General features: G+C 46.1%; 18 protein-coding genes. 11 read left to right on the top strand and 7 right to left on the bottom strand.

The window, feature by feature from the left end:
- The first annotated feature begins 21 nt into the window (after positions 1–21).
- Genes HP399_RS29625 through HP399_RS29605 form a run of 5 tightly spaced genes read left to right on the top strand, consistent with a single transcriptional unit; the run spans position 22 to position 4,478 of the window.
- Positions 22–1,338: an ABC transporter substrate-binding protein gene (locus tag HP399_RS29625; protein ID WP_173621316.1), complete on the top strand. Its 1,317-nt coding sequence runs from the start codon at positions 22–24 to the stop codon at positions 1,336–1,338.
- Between the two features lie 27 nt (positions 1,339–1,365).
- Positions 1,366–2,253 (top strand): carbohydrate ABC transporter permease, encoded by an 888-nt coding sequence (locus HP399_RS29620; RefSeq protein WP_007717821.1) that lies wholly within the window; start codon positions 1,366–1,368, stop codon positions 2,251–2,253.
- A 13-nt stretch (positions 2,254–2,266) separates the two neighbouring features.
- Positions 2,267–3,070, top strand: a complete 804-nt coding sequence (locus HP399_RS29615; protein WP_173621315.1) for a carbohydrate ABC transporter permease — start codon at positions 2,267–2,269, stop codon at positions 3,068–3,070.
- An 18-nt stretch (positions 3,071–3,088) separates the two neighbouring features.
- Entirely contained in the window at positions 3,089–3,910 is an 822-nt protein-coding gene (locus tag HP399_RS29610; RefSeq protein WP_173621338.1) for a sugar phosphate isomerase/epimerase family protein, read from the top strand.
- Position 3,911: 1 nt separating this feature from the next.
- The gene (locus HP399_RS29605; RefSeq protein ID WP_173621314.1) at positions 3,912–4,478 is read left to right on the top strand and encodes a glycerol-3-phosphate responsive antiterminator; all 567 of its coding nucleotides are present in this window, start codon (positions 3,912–3,914) and stop codon (positions 4,476–4,478) included.
- 108 nt (positions 4,479–4,586) lie between these two features.
- On the opposite strand, the gene HP399_RS29600 is transcribed toward HP399_RS29605, so the two are convergent.
- The gene (locus tag HP399_RS29600; RefSeq protein WP_173621313.1) at positions 4,587–5,444 is read right to left on the bottom strand and encodes an S-layer homology domain-containing protein; all 858 of its coding nucleotides are present in this window, start codon (positions 5,442–5,444) and stop codon (positions 4,587–4,589) included.
- Between the two features lie 230 nt (positions 5,445–5,674).
- Here HP399_RS29600 and HP399_RS29595 point away from each other — a divergent pair, with 230 nt between their 5' ends.
- The 3 genes from HP399_RS29595 (at position 5,675) to HP399_RS29585 (ending at position 8,521) form a co-directional block, all read left to right on the top strand.
- Positions 5,675–6,772, top strand: coding sequence for a nitric oxide synthase oxygenase (locus HP399_RS29595; RefSeq protein WP_173621312.1), 1,098 nt, complete (start codon positions 5,675–5,677; stop codon positions 6,770–6,772).
- Positions 6,773–6,974: 202 nt separating this feature from the next.
- Entirely contained in the window at positions 6,975–7,379 is a 405-nt protein-coding gene (locus HP399_RS29590; protein ID WP_173621311.1) for a hypothetical protein, read from the top strand.
- Between the two features lie 176 nt (positions 7,380–7,555).
- Entirely contained in the window at positions 7,556–8,521 is a 966-nt protein-coding gene (locus HP399_RS29585; RefSeq protein ID WP_173621337.1) for an iron-hydroxamate ABC transporter substrate-binding protein, read from the top strand.
- 69 nt (positions 8,522–8,590) lie between these two features.
- On the opposite strand, the gene HP399_RS29580 is transcribed toward HP399_RS29585, so the two are convergent.
- From HP399_RS29580 to HP399_RS29565, 4 genes are all read right to left on the bottom strand, one after another.
- On the bottom strand, positions 8,591–9,400 hold the full coding sequence (locus HP399_RS29580; RefSeq protein ID WP_255654199.1) for an IS3 family transposase: 810 nt from the start codon (positions 9,398–9,400) through the stop codon (positions 8,591–8,593).
- Positions 9,343–9,741, bottom strand: a complete 399-nt coding sequence (locus tag HP399_RS29575) for a helix-turn-helix domain-containing protein (protein ID WP_228088307.1) — start codon at positions 9,739–9,741, stop codon at positions 9,343–9,345. The genes HP399_RS29580 and HP399_RS29575 overlap by 58 nt, the downstream gene beginning before the upstream one ends.
- A 187-nt stretch (positions 9,742–9,928) precedes the next feature.
- On the bottom strand, positions 9,929–10,357 hold the full coding sequence (locus HP399_RS29570) for a hypothetical protein (protein WP_173621142.1): 429 nt from the start codon (positions 10,355–10,357) through the stop codon (positions 9,929–9,931).
- Positions 10,358–10,998: 641 nt separating this feature from the next.
- Entirely contained in the window at positions 10,999–11,253 is a 255-nt protein-coding gene (locus HP399_RS29565) for a hypothetical protein (RefSeq protein WP_173621141.1), read from the bottom strand.
- A gap of 212 nt (positions 11,254–11,465) precedes the next feature.
- On the opposite strand from HP399_RS29565, the gene HP399_RS29560 reads away from it, so the two are divergent.
- Complete coding sequence (locus HP399_RS29560; protein WP_173621140.1) at positions 11,466–11,858, top strand: RidA family protein; 393 nt, start codon at positions 11,466–11,468, stop codon at positions 11,856–11,858.
- Between the two features lie 126 nt (positions 11,859–11,984).
- On the opposite strand, the gene HP399_RS29555 is transcribed toward HP399_RS29560, so the two are convergent.
- Positions 11,985–13,046 carry an SDR family oxidoreductase gene (locus HP399_RS29555; protein ID WP_173621139.1) on the bottom strand — a complete coding sequence of 354 codons (1,062 nt, stop codon included), beginning with the start codon at positions 13,044–13,046 and terminating at the stop codon, positions 11,985–11,987.
- A gap of 396 nt (positions 13,047–13,442) precedes the next feature.
- On the opposite strand from HP399_RS29555, the gene HP399_RS29550 reads away from it, so the two are divergent.
- The gene (locus HP399_RS29550; RefSeq protein WP_173621138.1) at positions 13,443–15,413 is read left to right on the top strand and encodes a methyl-accepting chemotaxis protein; all 1,971 of its coding nucleotides are present in this window, start codon (positions 13,443–13,445) and stop codon (positions 15,411–15,413) included.
- Positions 15,414–15,486: 73 nt separating this feature from the next.
- Here the strand turns inward: HP399_RS29550 and HP399_RS29545 are convergent, their stop codons facing one another.
- Positions 15,487–16,068 carry a TetR/AcrR family transcriptional regulator gene (locus HP399_RS29545; RefSeq protein WP_173621137.1) on the bottom strand — a complete coding sequence of 194 codons (582 nt, stop codon included), beginning with the start codon at positions 16,066–16,068 and terminating at the stop codon, positions 15,487–15,489.
- Between the two features lie 251 nt (positions 16,069–16,319).
- On the opposite strand from HP399_RS29545, the gene HP399_RS29540 reads away from it, so the two are divergent.
- Positions 16,320–17,543: an MFS transporter gene (locus tag HP399_RS29540; RefSeq protein WP_173621136.1), complete on the top strand. Its 1,224-nt coding sequence runs from the start codon at positions 16,320–16,322 to the stop codon at positions 17,541–17,543.
- The last annotated feature ends 26 nt before the right edge of the window (positions 17,544–17,569 follow it).

The raw sequence follows: 17,569 nt of genomic DNA, 5'->3' as shown, positions 1-17,569 counted from the left end.
AGAAAAGGGAGAGGTACTGCGATGCGTAAAGTTGTCAAAAGCTTGTTTGCGGTCGTCATGAGTATGAGTCTGATCGCGGGTTGCTCCAGTGGCAATTCTTCGTCCACGAACAACGCGGCAAAAGGAGCCAATTCGTCAGGCAAAACAGAGCTGTCCTTCTATTATCCGGTTGCGGTTGGCGGTCCTTTGACCAAGATCGTGGACGGAATGGCAGAAGAATTTAACAAAGAAAACCCAGATATCACAGTCAAGCCAGTGTATACGGGCAGCTATCAGGATACGACGACAAAAGTACAGGCAGCTGTACAGGGCAAAACTCCTCCCGACGTAGCGGTGATGCTCTCCACTGAACTACATACGATGATGGACATGGATGCAATCCTTCCGTTAGATGACTTCATTGCCAAGGATGGCGGCAACGAATACGCAAAAGATTTCTTCCCGGGCTTTTTGGCGAATTCCCAAGTAGACGGCAAGACATACAGCATTCCATTCCAACGCAGCACCATCGTGCTCTATTACAACAAGGACGCGTTCAAGGAAGTCGGTCTTGATCCGGAAAAACCACCGACATCATGGGACGAGCTGATTCAGTACGCTGCCAAATTGAAAAAGGACGGACGCTACGGCGTCGAGATTCCTTCCTCGAGCTTCACGTATTGGATGTTCCAAGCGCTGGCCCTGCAAAACGGCAAGAACTTGATGTCCGAAGATGGGAAAAAAGTGTTTTTTGATACGCCAGAAAATGTAGAAGCCCTGCAATTTTGGGTAGATTTGTCCAAAAAGCATCAAGTCATGCCTGAGGGCGTCAATGAGTGGGCGACTGTACCTTCTGATTTCTTGGAAGGCAAAACGGCGATGATGTTCCATACGACAGGGAACCTGACGAACGTGAAGAAAAGCGCGAAGTTTGATTTTGGCGTAGCATTTTTGCCAGCGAAAAAGAACTACGGCAGCCCGACAGGTGGCGGTAACTTCTACATGTTCAAGGGAACGGATGCAAAAAAACAGGAAGCGGCATGGAAATTCATTCGCTTTATGACCGAGCCTAAGCGCGCTGCTCAGTGGAGTGTCGATACGGGTTATGTTGCTACACGCAAATCTGCTTACGAAGAAGAGACTATGAAGCAATACGTCAAGGACTTCCCGGCAGCAGCAGTAGCTCGCGACCAGCTGGAATACGGTCATGCTGAGCTGTCTACACACAATAACGGCAAAGTGACAAAGCTCTTGAACGACACACTGCAATCCGTGATTACTGGTCAATCTGAGCCTGCGGAAGCATTGAAAAAAGCGCAGGAAGAAGCGGACAAGATGCTGGCGCCATTCAACAAATAAATCAAGCAAGGCAATGGGGGAGCGACAATGGGGGAACTACGCGCAAAATGGAAAGTGAACATGTACGCCTGGCTCTTGCTCCTTCCCTCCCTCATCTTCCTGCTGTTGTTTACCTTCTATCCGGTTATACAAACGTTCATACTCAGTTTTCATCAAGCGGATCTGGGTTCTCCAGAGCCGTTTTTTAACGGGATAGATAATTATAAACAAATGGTGGAAGATGAAGTGTTTTGGAAGGTGCTGACCAATAATATCTGGTTTGCCATCGGAACGGTGCCGACGAGTGTGGCTCTCGCGCTAGCTATGGCTCTGTTCGCCAACAAGGCATTACGAGGGAAGAGCTTTATCCGCACGGCTTATTTTTACCCGACCGTTGTTCCGATGATTGCAGTGGCGAACATCTGGTTGTTTATTTACACACCGGAGTACGGAGCGCTTAGTCATGTGATGGAGTGGTTCGGAAAAGGCGACATGAACTGGCTCGGCGATCAGAAAAATGTGATGTGGGCGATGATCTTCATGGTCATTTGGAAGGAAGCGGGCTATTTCATGATCTTTTATTTGGCGGGGCTGCAAAATATTTCGCAGGAGCTATACGAATCCGCCTCCATGGAAGGGGCATCGTCGTGGACGGTTTTTCGCCGCATCACCTTTCCGTTGCTCATGCCAACGACGATGTTTGTCAGTATTATCGCCTTCACTAACTCTTTCAAGCTGGTAGACCATTTGGTGATCATGACCAAAGGCGGACCGGATAATGCCAGCAATCTCTTGCTGTACTACATATACGAGACGGCGTTTTCATTCTGGGATCAAGGAATGGCTTCGGCATTGACGATTGTCATGGTCGTGCTGCTGCTGTTAGTCGCTGCTTTTCAGTTTTTTGGTATGGATAAAAAGATTCATTACAACTAAGGGGGGATGGCAGATGCTTCGCAAAATCACAACGGTTGGAATGTACGGCTTGGCCGTTCTCTGGTTGTTTCCTTTGCTTTGGGCGGTCTGGACTTCCTTTCGTCCGAGGGAGCTAGCGACTTCGTGGTCGCTCAGTGCAGATTTTACACTCGATAACTTTGCGAAGGTGTGGGACGCAGCGCCCTTCGATCAGTACTACATCAATACCTTTTTGATCGTGACTGGTATTTTGGTGGCGCAAATTATCACGGCCACACTGGCAGCCTATGCCTTTGCGAAGCTGCAATTTTGGGGAAAGGATGTGTTGTTTGTCCTGTTCCTGGTCCAGCTCATGGTCCCGGCGGATATTTTGATTTTTCCCAACTATAACGTCTTGCGTGACTTGTCTTTGCTGGATACCAAAATCGGTATTATGCTGCCGTACTTCGCTTCTGCCTTCGGGGTCTTTCTGTTGAGACAAACCTTCAAGACAATCCCGAATGAGCTGGAGGAGGCGGCACGGATGGAAGGCTGCTCCTGGTTCCAAATTCTGTGGCGGGTGTACGTTCCGTTAGCGAAGCCGACCTACATTGCGTTTGGTTTGGTCTCGGTGAGCTACCATTGGAACAACTTCATGTGGCCGCTGATTATTACGAATTCCGTGGAAAATCGTCCGTTGACGGTCGGACTGGCGATTTTTGCCCAATCGTTTGAGACAGGGGCGCAGTGGGCCGAGGTAAGTGCAGCGACGGTCATGGTGATTTTTCCGTTGTTGCTGGCATTTTTGTTGTTCCAGCGGCAGTTTATCAACAGCTTCATCCACTCCGGCGTGAAATAAGAGGGAGGGTCATGAATGATGAGAGACAAAAGCTCGTTTGCCGTATCCACTTATGCGTTATTTGATCTGTCCTTGCGTAATGCTATCTTTCAGCTTTTGCACCATGATTGGAAGGGCATAGAGATTATGTGTGAAGAGAATCATGCAGACCTCTTGGACTGGTCCTGGGAGCAGTTGAAAGAGGTGAAGCGGCTGGGAGACGAGAGAGGGGTTGCCTGGTCGATTCATGCGCCGATTAGCGGCTGCAATCTGGCGGCGGACGCAGGGGCAATCCGGGATCAAACAATGGACACGATGAAGCGCTGCCTGGAGATTGCCAGCTTTCTCGACTGCACCCATGTCGTGATGCATGCGGGGGAGGTAGAAGACCGACTCGCGGAAACAGAGCGTGCCAGAGGTGTGGAAAATGTGAGTCAGGCACTCCACGTGTTGACCTCCGAGCTGTCCGCAGAGAGTAGAACCATACTGACGGTCGAGAATGTTCCCCCTTATCCAAAAGTGCTGGGGTGGAACGTCGAGGATCTCGTGCGTATATGCCGTCACGTACAATCCTCTCGCGTGGGAATCGTGTACGACGTGGGCCATGCCCATTTGATTCGTCCGGGATATGCGATCGATGCATTGAGGGAGGTACTTCCTCATTTGTCTGCTCTTCACCTGAGTGATAACTTTGGCAAGCTCGACGACCATTTGGCAGTGGGTGACGGAACGATTCCGTTCGCATCGATCCTGTCACTTTTAAAAGACAATGGATTCGCGGGTCATTGGGTTGTAGAGACCAAGCAGCTTGGCTGCGCTGAGGTAAGTGTGGAACGGCTACTGAGGGCAGGAGGCGAATAGCATGGACATGCAAACGATTTTGAAAACGAATCCGGTTATTGCGGCAACCGAACAGGATCGCTTGGGAGAGGCAATGGCGTCTCGAGCTTGCGCGGTCCTTTTGATGTACGGAAAGCTGACCAAGCTGATGGAGGAAGCCGAAACCATCCGTCAGTCGAGCAAGCCGATTTTTTTGCACACAGACCTCATGAATGGCTTGTCCAATGACAAGGAGGCTTTTCGTTTCTTGTCGACCTATATCCAACCAACGGGCATTGTCACTACCAAAGGACCGATGATTCGCGCGGCCAAAAAGGAAGGGATGCTGACGATCCAGCGAGTCTTTTTGATCGATTCAACCTCTCTCACGACGACCATCAAAAACGTCTTGGAAAACCAGCCAGATGCGATTGAAATCATGCCGGGGATAGCGCCTTCTATTATTTCGTATATCAAGGAGCATTTGTCGCAGCCGATTATTTTGGGCGGGTTGATTTGGAATATGGAACAGGTCAACGAAGCGTTGAAGAGTGGAGCGGATGCTGTTTCGTTGAGTAAGTCGGAGATGTGGAATCATATGACTGTTTAGGAGAAAGGGCAGGTGTGAAAGCACCTGTCTTTTTTTCGTCTACATAAAAACACCTCCATACCGGTTGAGGAAGTGGAGGTGTTTCTATTGAGTAACAAGTTTGATCTTCTATTTGCTCGAGTGTAAGTGCAAGTTGCCTAATTCCTTCATATCCAGATACATTCTGTACAAAATGGTTACTGCTTCTGCGCGGGTTAACATTTCGTTAGGCTCGAACTCACCATTCCAAGCGGTCATGATCCCTTTTTCTTGCAAGAGAGCGATGGTGTACGAAGTGTTTACGCTGTAGGTATCATGGAAGCGATATAAGTCCCCTTTATTCTTGACGATGAAAGGAAAAAGTGTGTTCGTCCGGTTTTTCCCGTCATCATCAAGGCCAAAGCGTCCATCTGAGAGTAAATCGACTTTAGACGGTAAATCTGTATCAGGAGCAATGATAATGGGGATATCACGCATAGACATAATCGTCTGAACCACGGCAGGGTCATCGAGTTCGCCTTCTAGCAACCAAACAGGGAGGACGTAGACTGTGCCGATGCGATTTAACTTGGAATCTGGATAGAAGTTGTAGCCGTTTTGAGAAAGAAAAACGGCATTAGCCAATTCCATTGTCACGATTGAGCTGATCTCCTTATAGGCCCAGTGGTTTTTCGGCACATCGGCAAAGTGATCAATTTGGAAATCTGGGATATAGTAGTTACCATTCGGATCGAAAGGTCTGTAGCGATCAAACAGGCGATAGATCATCACCGTCATTTCAGCTTTGTCCACCCATCTTCCGGGCTGAAAGCTTCCATCGGGATAGCCGCTGACGACCCCATTGTCTACCATGAAGGAGATAGCGTCCATTGCCCAGCCATATTGCTCGGGATCGACATCTTTAAATGCTGGTGCTGCCAGTGCTACAGGTTGTTGAAAGGTCGTTAGTCCTAAAATAAGTGCCAGTAAGAGAATGATGCGTTTCATGTACTTACCTTCCTTTCTTGACATTCTCTGGGTGATCTTTATTTATTCATCGGCGAAAAGACCCTGACGTTACAGTTAGGTTGAATGCTTCCGTGTTTCTTACAGATATGTGTCCATATGCCTACATGATTGGTAATCAAGCCCGAGTAATTTTATAATGTAGGTAACAAAATTCTACGATGAAGAAAATAACAGCGAAGTGACACCCTTCAGCGTGAAAAGAGGGTAATATGGAACCCATTCAATTGATGGAAGCGGCAGAGCAATTTATCCGGACATGCTATCGTGAACTGGACAAGACAACGGACGAAACCGAGCAACGGCTACAAGAAGTACGACAGCTGATTCATCAGCAGGGATACTATGAGCATACAGCTGAGGAGCTTCGGCACGGAGCAAAAATGGCCTGGCGCAATAGCAATCGATGTATTGGGCGATTCTTTTGGGAATCGTTACTTGTGATAGATGAGCGGCACGTCGAAACAGAAGAAGAGATGGCGCAGGCCATGCTCCGACACATCGACTTTGCCACCAATGACGGGAAAATTCGCCCGACCATCACGGTTTTTGCACCTGCTGTAGCAGGCAGAGCTCCCATGCGCATCTGGAATGACCAGCTAATTCGCTACGCGGGATACGAGACAGAGTACGGTGTATTGGGTGATCCAGTTTCGCTTTCGCTGACGAAGCTATGTGAGAGCTTGGGATGGCAAGGGAAAGGCACAAACTACGACGTTTTGCCGCTTGTCGTGCAAATTGGAGATCGGACGCCGCAGTTTTTTGAGATTCCTCAAGAGCTGGTCTTGGAGGTGCCGATCGTGCATCCCGATTTGCCGGGTTTTGCTGATATGGAATTGCAATGGTATGGGGTTCCTATTGTTTCGAATATGCGCATGGAGATTGGCGGTATCGACTATTTGGCCGCGCCTTTTAACGGCTGGTACATGGGGACGGAGATCGGTGCACGCAATTTCGCTGACCAAGAGCGATACAACATGCTGCCAAAGGTCGCAGAGGTCATGGGGCTCGATACGAGCAAGGAAGCGACACTTTGGAGAGACAAAGCGCTCATCGAGCTGAACGTAGCCGTCCTGCATTCCTTCAAGGAAAAAGGAGTATCGATTGTCGATCACCATACGGCGAGCCAGCAATTCAAGCGATTCGAGGAAAGAGAAGAGAAATGTGGTCGACCCGTTACTGGTGACTGGACATGGCTGGTTCCACCGATCTCCGGAACAGCTACCCACATTTTCCACAGTCTGTACGATAACACAAACCATACGCCGAATTTCTTTTACCAAGACAAGCCGGAGCTCGGCAAAAAATAAGGCTTTCACATGTCGCGAACATACTTCGCGGCATTTTTTGTGACAGATTGAAAATGGTATCTCTGAGAACCGAGGAAGCGCGATGATTTAAGGAAAATTTTAGTTTTACCCCACAATTTTGTTTAACATTTCATCTTACCCTAGATTTAGCAAGTAAGAGATTTACTTGCACACAAAAAAGGAATGAAAAGGAGCGAGACCAATGAAAAAGAAATGGATGACAACTGCATCAGCTTTGTTACTTACTGGAGTGATTGGTACTGTTATACCGTATGCAACTACAACAGTAGATGCAAAAGCAAACGTTGCGGAAAAAAGTAACCTAGACCTAACGATTGCATTCGTTTTTTCTAAGGATGGCCAGGCAGTAACCATTAAAGACAGTCAACTAGGTGAGCACAAGGCCACGGTTAAAGATCTCTCCGAGAAGTTAGGTATAACGGCAGCTGATCTTAATCTATCTTCCTATATGATTGAAATGAAACCAAATGCGACAGGCAGCAAGATTGTTGTCAAAGAAACTTCCTTTAAAGGTGAAGTGAAAGAGTATGAGACTAACGATAATGATGTCCTCATGCTGTTCGGTCTTCACAAAGTAACGAAATAAGCCAAAAAAATAAAGCTACCAATGTCGCGAACATGCTTCGCGGCATTTTTTTTGTGACGAATTGTAAATAGTATCTCGGAGAACGAAAAAGATGGGCAGAGCAAGCTCTTTATGCTAAAATTCACGAGAATGATTATCAATTTCAAGTTCCGTTGAGGGAGAGGTTCTTTTTGAGAATGAGAAAATCAGGTTTAGATAAGATCATAATGATAGCCCTTATTATGGCCATGATCAGCATGTTATCAGCCTGCGGACAGACGCCAGCCAATCCAACTGCTCAACCTGCGCAGGACAGTTCAGTTAACGAGAGTAACAATGAATATATCAACTACCAAGCATTTAATGGCACTGTGAAAATTCCGAAGGACCCAAAAAGGGCTGTGATACTTGCAGACAGCTATGTTGGACATTTTCTGACACTGGGGGTCAAGCCTATCGGTATCACGGACCATGCTATGGGAAACCCGTATTTTAAAGGGAAGCTGGATGGTATCGAAAGCGTAGGCGACGGAACATCGGTAGAAAAAGTACTGTCGATGAATCCAGATTTACTTATCGTGTTTGAAGGGGATAAGAATATCGAGGAGTTCACTAAAATAGCTCCAACGGTAGTGATTCCATACGGTAAGAAGCCAATCCGCGAGGAACTGCGGGAGTTTGGCAAAATGACAGGAAGAGAAGACAAGGCGAATGAGTGGATTGTCGATTGGGACAAGAAAATGGCTGAGGCAAAACCAAAGGTGCAAGCTGCGGTAGGAGATAAAACCGTTTCGATTCTACAGCCATACGCCAAGGGGATCTATGCGTTCGGGCACAACTTCGGAAGGGGTGGAGACATCCTTTACGGTGAATTCCAGTTGAAGGCTCCGAATGCCGTACAAAAAGAAACCATTGATAGCAATACCGGCTGGGCGGAGGTCTCGCTTGAAACACTGCCGGACTTTGCGGGAGACTACATTTTTACCAGTGCATGGTCCGGAGATGATGCCAACCCGGAGAGTGTATACGGTACAAACGTTTGGAAAGGCTTGTCGGCAGTAAAAAATAACAAGGTTTTTCAGATTGATCAGAAAGGCTCCTATTTTAATGACCCGATCTCCTTGGAAGCGCAACTCACGTTCATTGTAGAAAAATTAACGTAGAAGAAAAAAACCCCGAAACAAATGTTGGTCAAGGCCCCGTTTAGTGGACAGTAAGAAAAACCCGGGCCGTTAGGCCACTAGCTGGCGTCTGAATTCAACAGGCGTCAGCTTTTTTAATTTTCTCTGCGGGCGATTTTTGTTGTAGAAGTCAATGTACTTCTCGATTCGCCTTTGTGCCTCATCGATACTTCGGATATCATAAGGATAGAGCCCTTCCGTTTTAAGATGCGAGAAGAAGCTCTCCATCGAGGCATTGTCATAACAGTTGCCTCTTCTAGACATGCTGATTTGGGCGCCAACCTTTGGCAGCATGTCGTGGTAAGCGTAGGACGTGTATTGGAATCCTTGATCGCTGTGAACGATCAGTCCAGTCACGTCTTTCGTCTTTTCAAAAGCTTTCTCAAAGGTCCGTAGGACCAATTGATTGTCGTTGCGAACATCCATGTGATAGGCCACGATTTCGTTATTAAACAAATCTTTAATAGCAGACAGGTAGAGCCAAGTATCCGAGACACGATACTGTGTGACGTCCGTTACCCACTTTTGATTGGGCACATCTGCTTTGAAATTACGCTGTAGAATATTTTGGGCAACTCGCCCCCCAACCGATGAAGCAAGGTGATAACGATACTTGCGACGTATTCGAGAACGGAGCCCCATTTCTTGCATGAGACGTAGTACCTTCTTATGATTGACCCACACCCCATGATCTTGCAGGAGAAATAGTTGGATTTGTCTATACCCATATTTACCGTGGTACTTCTTATACACAGCCTGGACTAAATCTTTCATAGACTTGTCCCGATCTATTCCTTGGCGTTTTAAGTATGCGTAGTATCCACTTCTTGAGACGCCAAACAGCTTACAGAGCTCACTGATGGTGTATTCTCCTGCTGCTTTCTTGATTGCGGCATACTTATGGACTGCACCTCCCGCATCCAGATTTCCAAGCACTTTTTTAGCATCTTATTCTCCCGCTTTAACTTTTCGATATATCTGTTTGCATCTATGTATTCTTCGCGACGGCCACGTTGATCTAGAAGACCAAACTCTCCGAGTTTCCTATACTTCCGCATCCAGACCTTTAGTCGGTCCTCATCATGAATTTTCAATTCTTCCATGATCACCCGTTTGGAAACACCCTTTAATCTCATCTGAATTGCTTGCAACTTAAGTTCTTCACTATAATGCTTAAACTTCTGCCCTTTCTTTGCTGGCATAAAAATACACCCCCTAAAGTTTTCATCGGTAAACCGCAGGGGTTTTTCCAATGTCTACTTTAAGGGGTGCACTTCATCTGACCGGGGAGGGTTTTACTCTTGGTTACTCAACATTTCGGTACTAATATCAAATAGACCGATAGATAAAAAAGAAAAACGCCCCAAGTAGAGGGGCAGTAATATTGCCTTACCAACATCTTTCATCGTAAGGATTTACTGCACAATACCACTCTGGTGGCCGACGTCGTTGCTCGGGGAATTGTGAACCCACATACTGGATACCGACCATATCATCTGCATGAACGCTCATTACAATCGGGTTGCCTCTCTCAGGGAATACTGTTATATCAACCATACCTGTCCCTGTATCAACATTATTAAGTTGAAATAGTACTTGATTGTATTGTCCAAAGTTTGTTCTGTAAAAATGATTTCTACGTCCGAATTTCTTAATTTCGTCATCTAACCAGAAGATATTAATTTTACATTCCCTCCGGCCGCTAGGACGAATTTCGCACTGCATTCGTGGATTTCTTCTTCGATGCGTTTGAGCGGGAACATAAAATAAACCTGGATCATTAAAGTAATCAAAGTGATCATCATGTTGATACGTCATAATACCTCACCTCGGTAATAATAAATTACGACATTCTGGTAATATATGGGTAATTGGTTGTGCGTGCATAGTCGATGACCTATACAAAAATGCCTATTTTTCGTGAGCACAATAAATAGAGAGGGAGTCATCTGGTTTTTGGATTGGTTACATGGAGTAAAGTCACCACTAATAACATTAGTGACAGACCTTATTAAACATGAACAACCTTTTGGTTAAGTGATGTTTGTAACTTTAGAATAGGTTTGTCACTCAACAAAAGTAAAAGAGCAGCCCCAGTTGGCCAATTAAATTGGTCATAACTGGGGTTTTCTTATTGTTGGGTAGGTGTTTTTGCAAAATAAAAGAAAAGAAATATAGCTTCAAATCCACTACTTCAGTCTAAGACTTTATTTTTCTCGAACACATCTCATGATTCTTTCGAGTTGTTGCTAAGATAGTATAACGATTTAAGCCCAATAACAATGACACCCACCCGCTCTCACGGATGGGTGTCATTGTTATTATGCAAATTAGATCTGAGTACCACTATCCTTTATAAGTAAGGATATAAAAGTCTGATGTAGCGGTTGTAATGATCCAACCTGGTGGTATTGGGGTAGTTTTTGTGGTCTGTACTGTCGTTCCATAGCTTGCCCCTCCTACATACTGACGTAGTAGTCACTCATTACTGTTGTAATGACCCAATCTGAAGGAATGGGAGTCGATTTTGAAATCGTTCTTGTAGCTCCAAAATTAACACTAGCTATTCCTGATACTTTACGAGAGTCGGTTGATTTATTTTGAAGTAACGTTTCCTGAGAAGAGGCTGTGAGTTCAGCAGCCTGGGTAGGAATGGATAGAGACATTGTAACTACTAGTAGACCCAAAGTAGAAACCATACCTTTTTTAAGCATGAACAAAACACCCTTTCATGGAAAATATTGTATGTGCGGATTCGCTTTTGTCTTATTGAACTCCTTAAATTTTACTGGTAAAAACTGGAATGCATTTAACGGTTTTGGTTTTTCACTATCCTTTCTGGTAGTAGCTATCAATAAAGTGCGTACTATTTTTTTATGTGAACTCATTTTATTCTAGCCTTACTTTCAGTAAAGGAGAGAACAAAATGACTCATGTCAAAACCTACAATCATGGTGTCGCTTGGGAAGAAGGTTTCGGCCTCACACAAGGTTATAGCGTCCATGGTACCATCTACATTTCGGGGCAATTTTCTCACGATATGCAGGGCGCATTCGTTGGCGAGGGCGATTTCGAGGCACAAACCCGGCAGACGTTGGAGAACCTCGATCGCGTGCTGGCGGGATTTGATGTTACGAGGTCGAACATCGCTGAGATGGAGATCTTTCTGACTAATCCGCAAGAGCATTTCGAGCAGTGCGTAGGTCTGTACAAAGAGTATGTGGGCGACCATCGTCCGGCCGGTACCCTCATCGGCGTGTCTGGTCTTGCGTTTCCTCACCAACTGATTGAAATCCGCGCCGTCGCACACACCGACTAACTCGGTTACCGTGGTTAGGCATAGAAGTGGTAACATCCAGTAAAAGGAAACGTGTGATTAAACAAAAACAAACCCTGTAACGGCAAACTCATCTTGCTGTTACAGGGTTATTCATTCTGCAACTACCTACGTAAGCACAGCCTGCTTCTGAAATCCACTCATAATCCCAATCAACATCTCTTTATCCATCTGCAATTCGCTTTGACCCACTTTTTGCAGCAGTTTCTTGGTGTTGTCATTCGGGAAAGAGATACTCCGCTTCCAATATGAATGGAACAAGCTCATAGATGCATTAAAGGTTTTCTCTTCTTCTGATAACAGCTCGTCTGTTTCAAATGGAACAGGAACTAGATTCGGAAAATCCAAGACCTCTTTGATGCAATCGACCACCAATTGTTGGGTAGGGGGAACAGGATTGGTAGCGTGATAGATTTCCTTATGCTCGCCATGGGTAAGTGCAGCGAGCAAGACAGAAGAGACATAATCAACCGGAACGAGGTTCGAGTTCACGTCGACATCCACCAAGATCCGGTACTTTTGATTTTCCCAGCCTTCTGCTCGGGACGCTCTTCTTTTCAGCACGCGAAGACCTTTTAATAATCCATACAAGCCAAAATTGGTATCGGCTTCGCCCGTTTTGGAATCACCGATAATGATCGACGGTCTGACAATGATGGTCTCCATTTTGTCGCTGTAGCAGAAGACGAGATGTTCTGCCAAGCATTTTGTCTCTTCGTAGTTGTTTACGAAGGAGCGTTCCGGGCTGTACAGCGCTTCTTGTCCTTCTGTTTCGGTGCCGATGGTATAAGCCGTACTCACATAGATAAAGCGGGGCGAGCCAATGGCTTCTGCGAATTGTAACGTATTTTTTGTTCCCTCAACATTTACCTCGTACGTCTGTGGTTTCTGAGCGGGATCGAAGGACAGGTATGCGGCAATATGGTACATCGCATCTATTTTTCGGTTGAGCTGTCCTAGATCATTTTCAGAGACGCCCAAGCCTTTTTTCGAAACATCACCTAGTAAAATATGTACCCGTGCTCGGTGTTTTTCGGCAAAGCTATGCAACAAATCGCTTGCCTTTTTTTCATTTCGAGCGAGTAAGTAAAGGGTATGACCCTCGTTTAATAGATCTTGGGATAGTTTTTTTCCGAGAAAACCTGTTGCTCCGGTTACAAGGATATTCATAGGGTTAACCAGCTCCGTATGTTTGGTAGGTAGGGAGTTACTGAAATATCAATAATTCATTATATGATGAAAAATGCAGCTGTGACGAGTGCGGATGAAACGGTATCGTGAACAACTAGGTAGTTTCAAACAACTGTTTAACAGCCACATGAATAGCCATTTCCCCGGATTTCCCGGTATTTTCCTCTGAAAACGACCAATCGATGGTACTTATTTAATGCCGTGAAGTTTCAAATAGATACTAACAGGGAAAATATACTTTGCAGAAAAGCCCATGTGGAAAAGGTGGGCATAGGTATGAATCTGGCCTAATAGGAACGCGCCTTCTGACGACCGGTGAGGCGTTGTTTGGGCTGCAACTCGTTATTCTACTTCACTAGAGAGGAGTCATCACAGATGATTAAGAAAATGATTACTAGTTATAAAGCATCGCTATCCAAGCAGATCCTATTTTTTCTCGTCTTGCTTATTGTTGTTCCCTCTGTCGTTCTGAGCTTGACCTTAACACAACTGGCGCGCAACCAGTTAGAGCGCGAATTGTTGTCCCAAGTCGAATCGGTTACCACGATGATTACACAAGTACTCAATAATTCGTACCAGGATTATTCTGTTACGATCGATAGCTTTGCGGATGTTCAAGTTCCGCCGGGGCAAAATGCGGATACGTATATCTATGATCGCATCCGCAATATAGAGAAAGACATCGACAATGTTTTGGCTGCGTTCATGTACTACGACAATCGATACTACAACTCGGCGAAAAAGGAAATTGATCCGACTACTCGCGATTGGTACAAGCAAGCGATGCAGCATAAGGGGCAGGTCATTGTGACGCCACCTTATATCGACGCGGTGAGCGGAAGTTACGTGATTACGTTTGCCAAGACGCTCTCGGACGGTACAGGAGTAGCGGGAATCGACGTTTCTATCGATCACTTAAACGAGCTGGTAAAGACGTACAAGATCGGGGAAAAGGGATATGTCAGCTTGTTCGATCAGAATAACGTGACACTGTCGCATCCGCGATTCCCACAAGGCAAGCCGCTTGAAGACGTGCGCTTCCAAGTGATGCGTGATCAAGAGCAGGGTTCTTTCGAAATGGATGATGACGAGCTTCGTGAATATTATCATTTCAACAAGCAAAATTCGCTCGGATTGAATGTCGTTTCCGTGATTGATTGGAGTGAAATCAATCAAAAAACGGGGCCACTGTTGCGGACTTCGTTCTTGTTCATCGTACTATTGCTTGCCCTTATTGCCCTGTTCGTTTGGATATTCATGAAACGCACGGTGCGACCAATCCTACAATTGAAGCAACTGACCGACTCGATCGCGCAGGGGGATTTGACAGTCCGGTCTATCGAGAGTGGAAGAACGGATGAGATAGGGCAGCTGCAATCCAACTTCAATACGATGTCGCAATCGTTGTCCGATGTCCTGCGTCAAATTACCGATCATTCCGAGCAAATCTCTGCTTCCTCCCAGCATTTGTCTGCGAATTCGGAGGAGAATGTGCAAACGATTGAACAAGTGGCTGCTTCCATGCAAGAAATAGCGTCCATGTCTTCCGATATGAATCGGAGTATAGATACCGTGAAGCAATCGGCGACTCAAGCGCAACAGGAGCTGGATGATGCCATCCGCATCCTGCGTGAGAGCACGGAAATGTCGCAGGTCATCACCAGTCTGGCCAACACCGGAGAGGAGTCCCTCGGAGCGGCGAGACAACAGGTGAATATGATCGTGGAGCATTCCACTCGTTCAAAAGATGAGATGGAGGAGTTAAAACGGGTTGCTGGAGAAATTAGCGGGGTGACGAATTTCATCCAAGATATCGCCTCTCAGACGAATTTGCTAGCGTTGAATGCAGCTATTGAAGCGGCACGTGCCGGGCAAGAAGGCCGCGGGTTCGCTGTCGTCGCTGATGAGGTACGCAAGCTGGCTGATCAGACAGGTGCTGCTGCTGAAAAGATCGACAGTCTGATCGGCGAGGTTCAGAATCGCGTCCTTCACATGGTAAGACGCACGGAGGAAGGCGTGGATTCTGCTACAGCGGGAAGTGATTTGACACAATCGGTTGAGCAGCGTTTTACGGAGATGAATGAGGCCATTAACCACATTGATGCGCACCTCGCGCAAGTAGCCCACGTCAGCGAAGGGTTGATGCATTCAAATACAGCGATGCTTGTAGCCTTTGGTGAATCGAGCGCCATGAGCCAAGCCACTGCACAAGAGGTCGACCAAGTCGCAGCGGCCAGTGAAGAACAGAATGCTTCGATGGAGGAAGTGGCGGCTTCGGCAGGGCATCTTGCCAACATTGCTGAAGAGTTGCAGTCATTGGTGCAGCGTTTTAAATTGGAGCGCTAACAGTAGTTGTAGTGATAAAGAGAAAGAGGACCAACATATGTTGGTCTTTTTTTGTCCAAGTTGATCCATATAGTTATCTAAGTAACGTAAGTGTAACTTCTATCGAATTATCAACAAATGATCGAGTTGGACGAGATTTCATGATTACGGTCAGTCCAATTAACGATACGATAAGCGCTTGTGCGGTAGCTTTCGCGTCTATACTCGAATCGAGTTCACCTGATTGGATACCTCGCTCGATCGTTTCTTGAAAGATGACTGAGAGGTACATTTGGTGTTCCCTTGTCAAAATCTCAAATTTCTCATCATGAGGGGCTAGCTCGACCATGGTATTAATGCAAAAGCATCCTCGGCTGAGACCTTCCGTATATTCCTCATCGGCCACCTCTTTAAAAAAAAGGCGAAATGCCGCTTTTACGGATGGCTGGTTTTGAAGCTTCGTTCGTATCTCGGAAGCACGAGACATCGTGTATCTGCGTAGTGCGGCTTCGAACAATTCTTTTTTGTCCCCAAAGGTCGAGTAAATACTGGGGCGCTGGATACCCATTCGGGAAGTTAAATCACTTAATGAGGTAGCTTCATACCCCTTCTCCCAAAAGAGCTGCATAGCTGCATCTAGTACTTTTTCTTCGTCAAATTCGCGTGTTCTTGCCATAAAGAGTTCCTCTCATTACTCAAGTATTCGAATCTATGTAACGGTCAATAGAGATTTTGTACTGAATGGTATTTTATATTTTATTGTTTTTTATCTGTTTTGTCAATTTATCGACGGTATATCCTAGTGTCAAAAGAATGCTGTTGACAGAAAAAGAAATAGTGGGATATATTTACTGGGCACAATAACGTACTGATCGGTATGTTATTTTGTTCTAAACGAAAAAATGAAAGGAGTTAAGGTGAAGTCAGATGGAGGAAGTTATTGAAAAAGTAACGGCTAAAGCCGATAGGAAGGCGGATTCAGTGCAAGGCTCTCCCATGCCTCGCTATGTAACACTATTGTTCGCGGTTGCTTGCGGGATGTCAGTTGCGAATATTTACTTCGCGCAACCACTACTTGATCATTTGTCGATTGAGTTCGGGATTGATTATTCCATCATTGGGATTCTCATTACCCTTACCCAAATCTTTTATGCAGTAGGACTGTTATTGCTTGTGCCGCTTGGCGATTTATTGAACCAGCGCCGCCTGATTATCGGTCAGATGTTTTTATCTGTGGTAGCGCTGGTTATCGTAGGGACTGCCTCCACCAGCACGGTACTATTCACAGGTATAGCTGCAATAGGATTACTTGCCGTTGTGACGCAGACGATCGTTGCATTCGCGGCGACAATGGCTGACCCTGCTGAGCGAGGGCGAGTAGTTGGAGTAGTTACAAGCGGAATCGTCATTGGCATACTTCTAGCGCGAACCATTGCGGGGATATTAACAGATCTTGCGGGGTGGCGTTCTGTATATCTAGTCTCTGCTGCATTTCTATTGGTAATGGTTTGCGTATTATTTCGGGTATTGCCAAATAGGGAGCGGGAGGTAAAGTCGCTATCCTATCTCCAGTTGCTTAGGTCGGTACTGATGTTGTTCGCACAAGAAAGGCTATTACGTATTCGCTCTGTTCTGGCTATGCTGATTTTTGCTGCTTTTAGTATTTTGTGGACGCCATTGGTACTGCCTCTGAGTGCGCCACCATTATCTCTGTCGCATACGGCGATCGGGGCGTTTGGCCTCGCAGGAGTTGCCGGAGCGTTAGCAGCAGCAAGGGCAGGGAAGCTTGCAGATCGAGGCTATGGACAGAGAACGACGGGCTTTGCTTTGAGCCTATTGTTACTATCCTGGTTGTTAATCAGCTATACAGAACAGTCCTTATTTGCCTTGGCGATAGGTATAGTTTTGCTTGATTTGGCGGTACAGGCCGTGCATGTTACGAATCAAAGTATGATCTTCACCCTGGGTGCAGAGGCGCGGAGTCGGCTCACGGCGGGGTATATGGTTTTCTATTCGATCGGCTCTTCTACTGGCTCCATTGCCTCGACCTATACATATGCGCATTTTGGTTGGGAGGGAGTATGCTTGCTCGGAGCCTCTGTCAGTGCTTTGGCTCTGGTGTATTGGGCAGTGACCAGACGCGTTTCATGAGCTGTTGACTGATATACATTTTTGCA

This window comes from Brevibacillus sp. DP1.3A (assembly GCF_013284245.2).
Taxonomy (GTDB): domain Bacteria; phylum Bacillota; class Bacilli; order Brevibacillales; family Brevibacillaceae; genus Brevibacillus.
Note: the sequence above shows the minus strand (reverse complement) of the source record. Positions and strands in the feature narration are given on the sequence as shown.